The organism is Pandoraea commovens (genome assembly GCF_902459615.1).
Lineage (GTDB): Bacteria > Pseudomonadota > Gammaproteobacteria > Burkholderiales > Burkholderiaceae > Pandoraea > Pandoraea commovens.
Map to the genome: position 1 here is coordinate 68621 of NZ_CABPSA010000009.1, position 13468 is coordinate 82088.

General features: G+C 62.3%; 13 protein-coding genes. 8 read left to right on the forward strand and 5 right to left on the reverse strand.

Going from position 1 to position 13468, the window contains the following annotated elements; all coding sequences use genetic code 11:
- The first annotated feature begins 98 nt into the window (after positions 1 to 98).
- The 4 genes from PCO31010_RS22135 to PCO31010_RS22150 all read left to right on the forward strand — a co-directional run bounded on the left by PCO31010_RS22135 (position 99) and on the right by PCO31010_RS22150 (position 5143).
- Entirely contained in the window at positions 99 to 1796 is a 1698-nt protein-coding gene (locus PCO31010_RS22135; protein WP_150666182.1) for a methyl-accepting chemotaxis protein, read from the forward strand.
- Between the two features lie 116 nt (positions 1797 to 1912).
- Positions 1913 to 2755, forward strand: coding sequence for a CheR family methyltransferase (locus PCO31010_RS22140; RefSeq protein WP_150666183.1), 843 nt, complete (start codon positions 1913 to 1915; stop codon positions 2753 to 2755).
- Positions 2739 to 3266: a chemotaxis protein CheD gene (locus PCO31010_RS22145; RefSeq protein WP_150666184.1), complete on the forward strand. Its 528-nt coding sequence runs from the start codon at positions 2739 to 2741 to the stop codon at positions 3264 to 3266. The genes PCO31010_RS22140 and PCO31010_RS22145 overlap by 17 nt, the downstream gene beginning before the upstream one ends.
- Entirely contained in the window at positions 3263 to 5143 is a 1881-nt protein-coding gene (locus PCO31010_RS22150) for a chemotaxis protein CheW (RefSeq protein ID WP_150666185.1), read from the forward strand. The genes PCO31010_RS22145 and PCO31010_RS22150 overlap by 4 nt, the downstream gene beginning before the upstream one ends.
- Before the next feature lie 573 nt (positions 5144 to 5716).
- Here PCO31010_RS22150 and PCO31010_RS22155 read toward each other — a convergent pair.
- The 4 genes from PCO31010_RS22155 to PCO31010_RS22170 form a co-directional block, all read right to left on the reverse strand.
- Positions 5717 to 6898, reverse strand: a complete 1182-nt coding sequence (locus tag PCO31010_RS22155) for a DUF3734 domain-containing protein (RefSeq protein WP_150666186.1) — start codon at positions 6896 to 6898, stop codon at positions 5717 to 5719.
- A gap of 83 nt (positions 6899 to 6981) precedes the next feature.
- Positions 6982 to 7767: a 3-hydroxybutyrate dehydrogenase gene (locus tag PCO31010_RS22160; RefSeq protein ID WP_150666294.1), complete on the reverse strand. Its 786-nt coding sequence runs from the start codon at positions 7765 to 7767 to the stop codon at positions 6982 to 6984.
- Positions 7768 to 7934: 167 nt separating this feature from the next.
- A complete protein-coding gene (gene ettA, locus PCO31010_RS22165) occupies positions 7935 to 9602 on the reverse strand; it encodes an energy-dependent translational throttle protein EttA (RefSeq protein ID WP_039393466.1) in 1668 nt (555 codons plus the stop codon).
- A gap of 66 nt (positions 9603 to 9668) precedes the next feature.
- On the reverse strand, positions 9669 to 10058 hold the full coding sequence (locus PCO31010_RS22170; protein WP_343039223.1) for a 2Fe-2S iron-sulfur cluster-binding protein: 390 nt from the start codon (positions 10056 to 10058) through the stop codon (positions 9669 to 9671).
- 112 nt (positions 10059 to 10170) lie between these two features.
- Between PCO31010_RS22170 and PCO31010_RS22175 the strand changes: the two genes are divergently transcribed.
- From PCO31010_RS22175 to PCO31010_RS22190, 4 genes are all read left to right on the forward strand, one after another.
- Positions 10171 to 10557: a nucleotide pyrophosphohydrolase gene (locus tag PCO31010_RS22175; protein ID WP_150666187.1), complete on the forward strand. Its 387-nt coding sequence runs from the start codon at positions 10171 to 10173 to the stop codon at positions 10555 to 10557.
- Between the two features lie 223 nt (positions 10558 to 10780).
- Positions 10781 to 11893: a metallophosphoesterase gene (locus PCO31010_RS22180; RefSeq protein WP_150666296.1), complete on the forward strand. Its 1113-nt coding sequence runs from the start codon at positions 10781 to 10783 to the stop codon at positions 11891 to 11893.
- Between the two features lie 14 nt (positions 11894 to 11907).
- On the forward strand, positions 11908 to 12207 hold the full coding sequence (locus PCO31010_RS22185; protein ID WP_150666188.1) for an acylphosphatase: 300 nt from the start codon (positions 11908 to 11910) through the stop codon (positions 12205 to 12207).
- 64 nt (positions 12208 to 12271) lie between these two features.
- A complete protein-coding gene (locus PCO31010_RS22190) occupies positions 12272 to 12730 on the forward strand; it encodes a GNAT family N-acetyltransferase (protein WP_150666189.1) in 459 nt (152 codons plus the stop codon).
- Here the strand turns inward: PCO31010_RS22190 and infA are convergent.
- A complete protein-coding gene (gene infA, locus PCO31010_RS22195) occupies positions 12727 to 12948 on the reverse strand; it encodes a translation initiation factor IF-1 (protein WP_039393473.1) in 222 nt (73 codons plus the stop codon). The genes PCO31010_RS22190 and infA overlap by 4 nt on opposite strands.
- Between the last annotated feature and the right edge of the window lie 520 nt (positions 12949 to 13468).

The following is a 13468-nucleotide window of genomic DNA, read 5'->3' on the forward strand; positions in this document are numbered from 1 at the left end:
CGTCTATAGAGGACTGCGTATTCAATCGGGGGAACGCAGCATCCCTTTCGTGACGGCCGCACGACACGTGCCGGGGCAAACGTATCAGGGGAAAAGTCATGGAAATCGCCACGCCTGAATTCCAGATGGAACAACAGGAACTACAGGCCGTCACCGCCGCGCTCAACCGCGTGCAGGCCGTCATCGAGTTCGATTTGCAGGGACGCATTCTTCACGCGAACGAGAACTTCCTGCAGACCGTTGGCTACCGTCTCGATGAAATTCAGGGCCAGCATCACCGCATGTTCTGCGAGCCCGATTACACCGCCTCGAACGCATATCGGGATTTCTGGGCGAAGCTCGGTCGTGGCGAATTCGATTCCGGCGAGTACAAGCGTCTGGGCAAAGGCGGACGCGAAGTGTGGATCCGCGCTTCCTACAACCCGGTCTTCGATGCGAACGGCGTGGCATACAAGGTGATCAAGTTCGCCACCGACGTCACAGCCGACCGCACGCGTCAGGCCGAATTCGAAGGCAAGGTTCGCGCGATGGACATCGCGCAGGCCGTCATCGAATTCAATCTCGACGGCACGGTCATCACGGCCAACGACAACTTCCTGAAAACGCTGGGCTACTCACTCGACGAGATTCGCGGCAAGCATCACCGCATGTTTTGCGAACAGGATTACGCCGCCGGTAACGAGTATCGCGACTTCTGGGCCAAGCTCAATCGCGGCGAATTCGATGCGGGTCGCTACAAGCGCATCGGCCGTGGCGGACGCGAAATCTGGATTCAGGCAACGTACAACCCGATCCTCGACGCGAACGGGCGCCCCTACAAGGTCGTGAAGTTCGCCACCGACATCACCCCGCAAGTCGAGCTCGAAGCGAGCGTGAAGCAGCGCGCGGACGACGACCAGCGCAAAGTCGCACTGCTGCTCGACACGGTCAACCGCGCGGCTGCCGGTGACCTCACCGGCGCCATTGCGGTGAACGGCACCGATCCTATCGATCAGCTGGCCGACGGCATTCGTCACATGATGGACGACCTGCGCGGCGTGATCGGCAAGGTCGTCAACTCCGCAGGCGAGTTCTCCGGCGCATCTCGCGACATTGCAGACCGCGCCAATACGGTAGCGACCGGTGCACAAGCGCTGGGGGCGACGGTCGAAGAGATGAACGCGTCCATCGAGGAACTGACGGCGTCGATTAACTCGATTGCCGACAATACCAAGGGTGCCGACCAACTCGCCAAGTCGACGCAGCAGGAAGCCGAAACCGGCTCACGCGCCATTGCCCGTTCCATCGAGGCCATGGACCTGATCAACAAGTCGTCGGAAGACATCAGCGAGATCGTGAAAGTGATCGGTGAGATCGCCGGGCAGACCAACCTGCTCGCCTTCAACGCCGCCATCGAAGCAGCGCGCGCGGGCGAACACGGCCTCGGCTTCTCGGTCGTGGCAGACGAAGTGCGCAAGCTCGCCGAGCGCTCGTCGCAGGCCACCAAGGAAATCTCCAAGCTCATCAACGAGTCGACCAAGCGCGTGTCGCAAGGCAGCGACGTGTCGCGTCAGGCAGGCGAAGCGTTCGAGAAGATCGTGAGTGGCGTGTCGCGCACCACGCAGGCCATTTCCGAAATCTCATGTGCCGCCGAAGAACAGCTCGTCGCCGCGCGCGAAGTGAGTCTCGCGATTCAGCATGTGGCGGAAGAGACGGAGAAGTCGGCGGGCGCGTGCGAGACCATCGCCCAGGCGACGACCGGCCTCAATCAGGGTGCAGAGGAACTGGATCACACCGTATCGAGGTTCAAGGTGTAGGCCTTGCCCGGCGAGCCGCATTCTTCGCACCCCGGGAATACGCTCGCCGGTATTTTTTCCGGTGACGGCCAACCGACTGGCCGCATTGGAACCCACGTCCGCCAAGAGGGCCCGATATGGAAATCGAAGCCGACGCCGACGCCGTCACCCAGCAAGCGCTTCTGCGTGCTGTTCACCGGCATACCGGCATCTCGATGAACGAGAAGAAGTGGACGATGTTGCAGGGCCGTTTGCGCCCGCGCCTGCGCACGCTCTCGCTGCGCTGCTATCGCGACTATCTCGCGCTGCTGGAGAACACGCCGGACGAGATTCGCAACTTCGTGAATCTCGTCACGACGAACGAAACCACGTTCTTTCGCACCCCGCGCGTGTGGGATTACTTCGCTCAGCACTACCTGCCACGCTGGCATGCCGCCAATCCGGGACGCGCCTTCCACATGTGGTCGGCCGCCGCTTCCTCCGGTGAAGAGTCGTATTCCGCCGCGATGATCTGCGAGGAATTTCGGGCGCGTCACCCGGGCTTCCAGTATCAGATCCACGCGACCGACATTTCGAGTCAGGTGCTGGCCGTCGCAATGGCGGGTAACTACGGCGGTCGCAGTATCGACGGGCTGAAGCAACAGCGTCCGGCCATGCTCGCGAAGTACTTCCGTCCGAGCGCAGGCGGGTTCACGGTCGCGCCCGAGTTGCGTGCACACATCACGTTTGGCGAGCACAACCTTTACCAGCGCCTGGCGCGTCGCGAGGCGTTCGACCTCGTCATGCTGCGCAATGTGCTGATCTATTTCGAGACGGGCGATCAGGAACGGGTGTTGGAGAACGTACGACGCACGCTTACCCCCGAAGGCGTGCTGATCGTCGGCGAATCGGAGTCGCTCTCGCGACTGTCCACCGGCTATCAATTTGAGCAACCGCTCATTTACCGCAATCAGGGGGCGTCGAATGGGGCCGTCGCATGACATTCAGGTGTTGATGGGCGAGGTGCGCATCGGGCGCGGTGAAGACGTGCTGCGGGCCACCCTCGGTTCGTGCGTCGGCATCGGGCTGATGTGGCGCTCGCGCGGGCTCTACGGCCTCGCACACTGCCTGCTTCCGGAAGCGCCGAATCCGACGCTGGCCATCGGTGCGAAGTACGTCACACAGGCGGTGCCGTCGTTGCTCGCGCTGATGAAGGCGGACGGCGCACGCCGTAGCGAGATCGAAGCGGTGATCGCCGGTGGCGGCAACATGATGCCGCACCAGCCACCGGCCAAGCATGGTCTGATCGGCGTGGCGAACGCCAAGATGGCGCAGGCGCTGATCGCCGAGACGGGCATACCGATCGTCCACGTCGAAGTTGGCGGGGAAGTCGGACGGCAACTGTTGATCGACTGCGCGCGTCACGCGTTTCACGTGCGCACCATTGGCTCGAACGGGGGTGCCGCCATGCCGCGACGCCCTGCTCTCAAACTCGTGGGACGTGATTCATGAATGCACGGACACCGGGATTTCCGTTTCTCCAGCGCGACGCCGTCGCGGGCACGACCGTTTTGCCGCCAACGGTATCGCCTTACCAGGGTTATCAGGGCGTTAAGGGCTATGGATGCGGCTACGGACCGATGCCGGGCGTGACGACATACATGCGCGATGCGGAGCTTTTACCATCCTCCTCATCGGATACGCATGACTTGCCTGAGCCGTGTGCCGACGGCGCGCTAGTAGACGTGGCGTCGCCATCGCTGGCGTCTACCGAAGTCACGCTGACGACGCCAGCAAAAGTACGCGTTGCAACTGCGGACGACATCGAGGTGTTCGGCTCGTTTCATCTGGGCGACGTCGAATTTGCGTTGCCGATTGCGGCGTTGCAGGAGGTCGTGAATTTCCCCGAGCGCATTACGCCTGTGCCACTTTCGCCCGCCTTTCTGCTCGGGTTGTTCAACCTGCGCGGCACGCTCATTCCCATCGTCGATCTGAAGCCGTTGCTGGCGATTGCTGGCGCAACGAACGTCGCGGGCGCCGGGTCCCGCAATGCCACGCCGGTGACGGAGAAGATCGCCATCGTGGATGTGGAAGGCATTCGCGTCGGACTGTTGTTCGATAGTACGAGTGAGATTCTGCGTGTGCGGGCGTCGCAACGAACGGCATTCGAATACGACCCGTCGCACGTTGCGCCGCAGGTGGTGTCCGGTGCCATCAAGCTCGATGGCGGCGACCGCATTTTGCAGATCCTCGCACCCGGTGCGCTCGTCCACATCGAGAACATGCCGCAATTGCTCGCGCGTCAGGCGCTCAGCGCGCCGCAGCGCCGCCAGCAGCGGCAACGGCTGCAATGCGTGTCGTTCACCGTCGAGCACTCGCGTCTGGCGCTGCCGATGAGCGCGATCCGCGAGATCATCCGCATCCCCGATTTGCAGAACTCGGCGCTGGCGAGTGTCTTCTGCGTCGGCATGCTGAACCTGCGCGGCACGGTCGTGCCCGTCATCGATTTCGCGCATTTTCTGGGGTTGCAGGCGAGCCGTCCGGCGCCGGAGATTGCAGGGACGGCGTCCGACCCGAGGCGCATTCTGATCGTCAAACAGGAAGACGTGCACTTCGGTTTGCTGGTCGACGCAGTGGACAGCATCGTCACCTATTACGCTGACGAGTTGCTGGCGATGCCGTCGTTCAGCGCATCACACGCGCAGCTCTTCGCAGGATGCATTCCGCGCGAGCCGGTGGACGCGGGAGGTGCGACCGTCACGTCGAACGACATCGTGCTGCTCAACGCCGACGAACTCTTCACGCATTCGCAGGTACTCGAACTCACACGCGGGCATCGCGAGTTGTATCGCGAGACGGACCCGGCGCAACGGGCAAAAGCGGGTGAGGCGACTTGGCGCGGCGCGAAATCGTCGCGCGGAACACGTCACGCGTATGTGTCGTTCCGTTTGCAGCACATGCTCGCGGTGCGTCTCGACCAGTTGCGCGAGATCATTCACGATTCGCCGGATGTGATGCCTGCACCGGGGGCACCGTCGTTCGTGCGTGGCATGCTCAATTTGCGGCGCGAACTGGTGACCATCGTCGATCTGCGAGCGCTTTACGGCATGCCGATGCAGGACGATGCGCAGGCGCGCAAGATTCTGGTCATCGAACACGGCAAGGACAAGTTCGGGCTGCTGGTCGACGCCATCGAGAACATCGTCACGTTGGACGAAGCGGACAAGTTGCCCGTCCCCGCCATGCTGCTCGGACGCGCGACCCACGAGATGCGCAACGACATGCGTGAGGCGGTGGAACTCCCGACGGCGGACGGTGCTGCGCGCACAGCGATGCTGCTCGATCTTCAGCCGCTCAAGATGCGTCTGGAGACAGCGTTGGCGCAATGAGTCGCGGCAACAAGGCCGTTCAAGGGTGAGGAAGCGGCAAGCGCGGGATGTAAGTACTGAAGTAAAACCGGCGGATTCGCGAGCGCCGGTGCAGGGCCCTGCGGCGTGTCGGGGGGCACGCCGCAGGGGTGGTATGCACGTTGCATAGCGTCGAATTGCCAGCGAGACCGAGCTTACAAATCGAATTCCGCCTGCGCTCGCTCCCAACGCTGCCACGTTTGAGCAAAGCGATCCATGGGCTTGAGCCAGTCTCGAAGTTTCGGATTGAGCCATCCACTCACAATTTGCAGCTCGCGGAGGCCTTCGCAACCTAGGCGACGAAAAGCAGTCCTCCAGTTCACTCCATTCCATTACCTGCCGTACCCCGGACCTCGTGTCGTTGAACGATGAGGAAAACGAGTATACTTTCGCCGCTGCCCTAAACTTCCTCTCCCAGCTTCCATACTGGTGATGACGCTAGGTATGTATTTGGCCTCACCCGCGTGGGGTCATCCGAATCGCACAAAAAACCCGCTCGCGCGGGTTTTTTGTTTTTCGGTGCACTCCCAAGACTTCCTTTGTCGGAACACTTCCTCAAATCACTTCATGACGATGGATATCGTGCGTGACGAAGCCTCGGGCATCATCCGGCATCGCTAGCCAGTCGGGATGCGCCAGTGTGCGGCGAACGTCGTCGAGACCGCTGGCCCAGTGATCGAGCATCGTGGACAGCCCGAATTGATAGTCCTTGTAGTGCCCCTCGTATTCCTTGTTGCGATAAATCAGCTGCACGACGTTGTAGCGCTTGCTGCACGCAATCTCCTGCGCCGCATGACACCACGGATCACGCGCACGCACATCCGCAGGCACACGATCGAGCACCTCGCGCAACACGCGTCGATAGTGCTGGGCACGCTGCAAGTTGTCCGTCACCAGACGAGTACGGCTTGAGAACTGGATGTCCTTCTGCCGTCCCGCGACGTCGTTCAGATTATCGGGCAACGGCCCCCGCGCACTCCACAGATCGACCTGAAACGCGAGCGTGTCCCGGCGCGGCGACGTGCCCAGCACCTCCGAGAGCGGCGTGTTCGACACGAGGCCGCCATCCCAGAAATACTGCCCGTCGATCTCCACGGCAGGGAATCCCGGCGGCAACGCGCCCGACGCCATGAAGTGCTCCGCCCGCAACGTCTCGCGCGTGTTGTCGAAATACACGAAGTTGCCGGTATGCACATTGACCGCGCCGACCGACACACGAATCTCGCGCGCATTGATCCGGTCGAAATCGGCGAACCGCTCCAACGTTCCGCGCAACGCAGACGTATCGTAATAACTCGCATGCGCCGGGTCGCCCATGGCCGTGGGCAATGGCTGCGGCCAGCGCGGCGTGAAAAAGCCCTTCTGGCCCTCCGCCATCGCGCGCCACGCCTGCCAGGCGCTGTAAGCGATGCGCCCCGACTCCGGGCCGTTGAGGATGGCGGCTTCGAACGGTGCGGGGAGCGGTGGAAAGACGGCGGGCTCGCAAATCGTCCGCCAGAACGCTTCGAGTTGCTCGACGCGGCGCTCCGGCGCATTGCCCGCAATGATTGCCGTGTTCAGCGCACCGATGGAAATCCCAGCGATCCAGTTCGGTTCGATACCCGACTCGTACAGACCGGCGTACACACCCGCCTGATAGGCCCCTAACGCACCGCCCCCCTGCAAAACGAGCGCCACCGTCTCGTACGGCGGTAGATCGATGGCGCGTTTGGGGACTTTGGGCGGATTGGCCGTCATGACCGTTCTCCTGATGCTTGCTGTCTGATGATGAACACCGTCCCGACAAAGTCGCTGCCGGGACGGCGAACTGCCTCGTGCACTTACTGCATGAACCAGCCGTGGCTCACGACGAACGACTGTCCGGTGAACGCCGCGCTCGGGAACGTCGCGAGGAACAGTGCCGTCTGCGCAACGTCGTCGACTGTGGTGAACACACCGTCGACCGTGCCGCCCAGCATCACCTTCTTGATGACTTCGTCTTCCGAAATGCCAAGCTCCTTGGCCTGCTCGGGAATCTGCTTGTCGACGAGCGGCGTGCGCACGAAGCCCGGGCAGATGACGTGCGAGCGCACGTTATGCTTCGCGCCTTCCTTGGCCAGCACGCGGGCGAGGCCGAGCAAAGCATGCTTGGCCGCCACGTACGCCGACTTCAGCGGCGACGCCTCATGTGAGTGCACCGAACCCATGTAAATGACGATGCCACCGCGGTCGTCCTTGTACATGTGCTTGAGCGCCGCCTTGGTCGTCAGAAACGCGCCGTCGACGTGAATCGCCTGCATCTTCTTCCAGTCGGAAAACGCGTAGTTCTCGATCGGATTGACGATCTGAATGCCCGCGTTCGAGATCAGGATGTCCACGGAACCGAACGTTTCCACGACCTTGTCGATGCCACTATTCACCGCCTCCTCGTTGGTGACGTCCATCGCCACCCCGATGGCGCGGCCACCGGCTGCCTTGATTTCTTCGACCACGGCGTCTGCGCCCTGCTGGTTCAGATCCGCAATCGCGATGGCCGCACCGGCTCGCGCCAGCGTCAGCGCAATCTCTTTCCCGATGCCGCTGGCAGCCCCCGTCACCACCGCGACTTTCCCATTCAACTGATTCACCGACTGGCTCATTTGCACACTCCTGATTCGTCAAAATGGCGGACCATGCAACGCGATGCGTGCGCATGGTTCGTCGAACACTGGCTGATGGCGGACGTCCCCGCATCGATGGGCAGGTCCAGCCGCCGCACAAACAGAAAAGGCGCCTTGCGGCGCCTTTTCCTGCATTACCGCGCGATCGGCTTGTAGCGGATTCGCTTCGGTTTTGCTGCCTCCTCGCCGAGGCGCTTCTTCTTGTCGGCCTCGTACTCCTGATAGTTGCCCGGGAAGAACTCGACATGCGAGTCGCCTTCGAAGGCCAGAATATGCGTGGCGATACGGTCGAGGAACCAGCGATCGTGCGAGATGACCATCACACAACCGGCGAACTCGAGCAGCGCGTCCTCGAGTGCACGCAGGGTTTCGACGTCCAGATCGTTCGACGGTTCATCGAGCAGCAGCACATTGCCGCCGGAGATCAGCGTCTTGGCCATGTGCAGACGGCCACGCTCACCACCGGAGAGCGAACCGACCTGCTTCTGCTGGTCCGAGCCCTTGAAGTTAAAGCGGCCGATGTAGGCGCGCGACGGCGTTTCGTACTTGCCTACCGTCAGCACGTCAGCGCCGCCCGAAATCTCTTCGAACACGGTCTTCGTGCCGTCCAGCGCATCGCGGCTCTGGTCGACGTAAGCCATCTTGACCGTCGGACCGACCTTGATCTCGCCGCTGTCCGGCTGCTCGCGACCCGTGAGCATCTTGAAGAAAGTCGACTTACCGGCGCCGTTCGGGCCGATGATGCCGACGATGGCGCCCGGCGGCACCTGGAAGCTCAGATCGTCGATCAGCAGACGGTCGCCGAAAGCCTTCGACACGTTCTTGAACTCCACGACCTCGTTACCCAGACGCTCACCCACCGGGATGAAGATTTCCTGGGTTTCGTTGCGCTTCTGGTATTCCTGGCTATTCAGCTCGTCGAAACGGGCAAGACGCGCCTTCGACTTCGCCTGACGGCCCTTCGGGTTCTGACGCACCCACTCCAGTTCCTTCTTGAGCGCCTTCTGACGTGCCGATTCGCTCGACTCTTCCTGCTTCAGGCGTTGCTCCTTCTGATCGAGCCAGGAGCTGTAGTTGCCCTTCCAGGGAATGCCGTGACCCCGGTCGAGTTCGAGAATCCACTCGGCCGCGTTGTCGAGGAAGTAGCGATCGTGGGTGACGGCGACGACCGTGCCCGGGAAACGCGTGAGGAACTGTTCGAGCCAGTCGACGGATTCGGCGTCCAGGTGATTGGTCGGTTCGTCGAGCAGGAGCATGTCCGGCTTGGAGAGCAGCAGACGGGCCAGCGCGACACGACGCTTCTCACCACCGGAGAGCACGCCGATCTTGGCATCCCATGCGGGCAGACGCAGCGCGTCGGCAGCAACTTCCAGCGTTTGCTCGATGTTGTTGCCATCGCTCGCGGCGAGGATCGCTTCGTACTTGGCCTGCTCAGCGGCCAGCGCGTCGAAGTCGGCGTCCGGCTCGGCGTACGCGGCGTAGATTTCGTCGAGCTTCGTGCGGGCTTCCATGATCTCGCCCATGCCGCCTTCGACGGCTTCGCGCACGGTCTGCTCGGGGTCGAGTTGCGGCTCCTGCGGCAGATAACCGATGTTCAGGTTGGCCATCGGGATCGCTTCACCCTCGATCTCCTTGTCGACGCCAGCCATGATCTTGAGCAGCGTCGATTTGCCCGAACCGTTCAGGCCCAGCACGCCGATCTTGGCGCCAGGGAAGAACGACAGGGAGATGTCCTTGAGGATGTGACGCTTGGGCGGCACGATCTTGCCCACGCGGTTCATGCTGAATACGTACTGTGCCATTCGGCTTTCCTGATCCTGAAACGGTTATGACGGCTCACAGACGAGCGCCAGATAGCGGCAAGTTTATCAAAGCGCGGCACGCACAGCATCGGGCGCGTCGATCACCAGGTCGGCGCACGCGTACGCGCAGCACGGCAGCAGCCAGCCCTGCAGCTTCTCGTCGCGCGACAGACCCGGCCACTCGATCCGGTACGTCACCGGTGCACTCATGCCACCGGTCTGCGCCTGACACAAACAAGCACGACACGTACCGTTGCGACACAGACTCGGCAGCTTGATGCCCGCTGCCTGTGCTGCGAGCAAGATCGGCATGTCGACCGGCACGTCGAACTGCCAGCTTGAGGGCATGAGCGTGACGCGATACGGCGTGATGGGCTTTGCGTCGCGGGCGTCGTGATTGTGCCCATTGGCAGCAGACGATCCCGTGTCAGGGGCAGCGGAGATGGCGCGATTCAAGGACGGAGGCAGCTACGGTGAGCGGTCGAAGGCGCTCGAAAGCGATGAACGTGCTACGCGGCGAATCTTGCAGCAACGCGCTACCATAACCCACTTTCGCCTCTCGAATCTCATGTCCGACGCTCAGAAAACCGACACCGCGAATGCTGCCGATACCCCTGTGAGCCCCGTCGGCCGCCTCATCGACACCACGGGGCTGCGGGCCGAGCTACAAGCCTTCGCCGATGCCCGCGACTGGCATCAGTACCATTCGCCCAAGAACCTTGCGATGGCACTGTCGGTCGAAGTGGCTGAACTCGTCGAGATCTTCCAGTGGCACACCGAGGCGCAGGCCAACGCCGTCATGCAATCGAGTGAAGCGCGGCATGTCGAACAGGAACTGGCCGACATCACGATGTATCTGGTGCGTCTGACGATGGTGCTTGGTATCGACCTGAATCGCGCGGTCGCCGACAAACTTGTCCTGAACGCGCAGAAGTACCCGGCAACGAAGGCGTGACCCGGCGCGGCGGAAATCGTGCCGAGGCTCTGAATTGAGTGTCCGCCCCTTGCAATCGGGCCTCACGCCCGCATAACGGCCAAAGTCCGCCCCCGAATTTCGATCCGACAACGCTATGTCCCAATCCTCACAGGCTTCCCAGACGTCAGACGCGCCGCCCGGCGCGAGTCACACGCACAGCAAGCCGTCGAAACGCACACTCCCCGCACGTCCGCGCTGGTTGATGCTCGCCATCATCGCGCTGCTGCACGCGTACATCGGCTGGCGTCTGCTGACACCGTTGCCCGTGGCCATTGGCTGGAAGGTGCTGGGCGGGTTGTGGCTCGCCGTCTCGACCGTGCTGATTCCGCTCGGTCTGATGAGCCGCGCTATCCAGAAGGAACCGCTCGCCACGTTGCTGACGTGGACCGGAATGACGGCGATCGGGGTCTTCTCCTCGCTCTTCGTGTTCACGCTGCTGCGCGACGTGGTGCTCGGGGTCGCGATGGCCTTCTCGGCGCTCGACGCCCAGCTCGTCACCCGTTCGGCGGTCATCGTGCTGATACTGACGGCGGTGTCGACGGTGCTGGGCTTCTACAACGCACGACGCCTCGCCCGTGTGGTCGACGTCGACGTTCCGATTGCCAACCTTCCGTCCGAGCTCAAGGGCTTCACCATTGTCCAGTTGAGCGACATTCACGTGAGTTCGACGATTCGACGCGGCTATATCGAAGCGATCGTCGAGGCATCGAACGCGCTCAAGCCGGATCTCGTCGCGATCACCGGCGATCTGGTGGACGGCGGCGTGCCCGCGCTTCGCGACCATATCGCGCCGCTCGGCCAACTGACCTCCCGCCACGGCACCTACGTCTGCACCGGCAACCATGAGTACTACTCAGGTGCCCCGGCGTGGGTCGCGGAATTGCGACGCATCGGTCTGACCGTTCTCGAAAACGAGCATGTGGTGCTCGACCACGAGGGGGCATCGCTGACGGTCGCCGGCGTGACAGACTTCACCGCGCATCAGTTCGATCCGGAAAAACGTAGCGATCCGCAGGCGGCCATCGACGGCGCACCCGACGGCGTGCCGCGCGTGCTGCTCGCGCATCAACCGCGCAGCGCCCCCGCCGCGCAGGAAGCCGGTTTCGACCTGCAACTCTCCGGACACACGCACGGCGGACAATTCTGGCCGTGGATGTACTTCGTGCCGCTGCAACAGCCGTTCGTGCATGGGCTGCACCGTCTTGACCGTCTCGCAATCTATGTGAGCCGGGGAACGGGCTATTGGGGACCGCCGAAGCGATTCGGTGCACCATCGGAAATCACGCGCATCCGGCTCGTGCCGGGCAAGGTTTAACTGGATTTAATGCGATGAAATCTCTTTCATCCGGCAGTGCTTCGCTGGAAACCGTAGCTGTGCGCCTGCGCGGCAAGATTCAGAGTGTGGGGTACCGTCATGCGGCCGTGCGCGAGGGGCATCTGATCGGCGTTCGCGGATGGGTGCAAGCACTGCCCGAGGGCGACATTCTCGCCGTGGTGCAGGGCACACCCGATCAGGTCGACAAGATGCTCGAATGGATGCGGCGCGGACCGCCCGGCGCGCGCGTCATGGAGTTCGAAAGCGAAGTGGAGTACACGGGCCGTCGTTTCGATCGGTTCGAACAACTTTGATCTGAGATTCGCGCGCAAGCGCTTGTCCGTTCCGATCCTGCCCCCCCCCCCGATACCGACCCCGATGCCAACGCCTACGCCCAGCACCCGTCGCGCTATCGACGAAGACGCACCCCGCATCGTCGCACTGCTCGCGCAGTTGGGCTACGAGACACCGCTCGACATCGTTCGTCGCAATATCGCGCTATCGAATGCGGAGGGCGATGACGCGGCCTTCGTCGCCGTGGACGAGAACGCACAGATTGTGGGATGTATCGGATTGCACGCACTCACCATGTTTCATCTGGCGGGGCGTCTGGGGCGCATTACGGCGCTGGTGGTGGAGGAGAATGCGAGAGGCTCGGGCGTCGGGCACGCGCTGATGGCGGCCGCTCACGCGTGGTTCAACGAGCAAGGATGCGAGAAATTCGAAGTGACGAGCAGCGACCATCGGGTCGCCGCACATCGCTTCTATGCGCGCCACGGCTATGCCCGCGATGGGCAAAGACTGGCGCGCAAAAGCCAGACGTCGTCGCTGACTTAATTCTTGTGACGGTAGTTAATGCGGCCCTTGCTCAGGTCATAGGGCGACATTTCCAGCGTCACGCGGTCACCCGCGAGAATACGGATGCGGTTTTTCTGCATGCGGCCGCTCGCATATGCCACCACTTCCACGCCGTTCTCGAGCGTGACGCGAAAGCGATTATCCGGCAGCACATCCGAAACGTGTCCGCTGAATTCGATCAGTTCTTCCTTGGCCAATATCGTGTCCTCTTGAGGGTGCCGCTCGCGAGGGGCGCAGCACCGGTGTTACTGTAAGTTCGTTCGCCAATACCGTCCCCGCACCCTGAAAACTAGCGGGGGTGCACATCGAACGCCAAAAGGAGCCTACCCGGTCGACCGGCCATGAAGGCAAACGGTGCACCGAAAGCGGCGATGGTTCGAAGGAACAAGGCACATTGCGGCAGTGCCACAAAGACGAGCAGTGCGTGTCGGGAGGGCGAAGACCGGTTCGGTCTGCGTCATCGGCACAGCGAGTGATCCGGCTCGCAGGACATGGCTGTCAGCGGCGCCGATAAAGCATTTCGCGATCGTCAGGCGATGATCGGCGAATTTTCGCCGATCCCGCAAGGATACGCCTTTCTCCGTCGCCCGTGTGGAAAAAATGGCGCACACAGGCCCATTTGAACGCTTTTGTCGCCTAATTGTGGCGCAATGCACCAATGAGGCCCGCCAGCAGCCGGATTTCCCTCGGGGTCAACGCGGATGTGACGCGCAGCGC

What these genes read in the sequence shown, in the direction of transcription:
- PCO31010_RS22140 (WP_150666183.1), top strand. Translation starts at nt 1,913, where the DNA reads ATGGAAATCGAAGCCGACGCCGACGCCGTCACCCAGCAAGCGCTTCTG.
- PCO31010_RS22175 (WP_150666187.1), top strand. Translation starts at nt 10,171, where the DNA reads ATGTCCGACGCTCAGAAAACCGACACCGCGAATGCTGCCGATACCCCT.
- PCO31010_RS22180 (WP_150666296.1), top strand. Translation starts at nt 10,781, where the DNA reads ATGCTCGCCATCATCGCGCTGCTGCACGCGTACATCGGCTGGCGTCTG.
- PCO31010_RS22185 (WP_150666188.1), top strand. Translation starts at nt 11,908, where the DNA reads ATGAAATCTCTTTCATCCGGCAGTGCTTCGCTGGAAACCGTAGCTGTG.
- PCO31010_RS22145 (WP_150666184.1), top strand. Translation starts at nt 2,739, where the DNA reads ATGGGGCCGTCGCATGACATTCAGGTGTTGATGGGCGAGGTGCGCATC.
- ettA (WP_039393466.1), bottom strand. Translation starts at nt 9,602, where the DNA reads ATGGCACAGTACGTATTCAGCATGAACCGCGTGGGCAAGATCGTGCCG.
- PCO31010_RS22135 (WP_150666182.1), top strand. Translation starts at nt 99, where the DNA reads ATGGAAATCGCCACGCCTGAATTCCAGATGGAACAACAGGAACTACAG.
- PCO31010_RS22190 (WP_150666189.1), top strand. Translation starts at nt 12,272, where the DNA reads ATGCCAACGCCTACGCCCAGCACCCGTCGCGCTATCGACGAAGACGCA.
- PCO31010_RS22150 (WP_150666185.1), top strand. Translation starts at nt 3,263, where the DNA reads ATGAATGCACGGACACCGGGATTTCCGTTTCTCCAGCGCGACGCCGTC.
- PCO31010_RS22155 (WP_150666186.1), bottom strand. Translation starts at nt 6,898, where the DNA reads ATGACGGCCAATCCGCCCAAAGTCCCCAAACGCGCCATCGATCTACCG.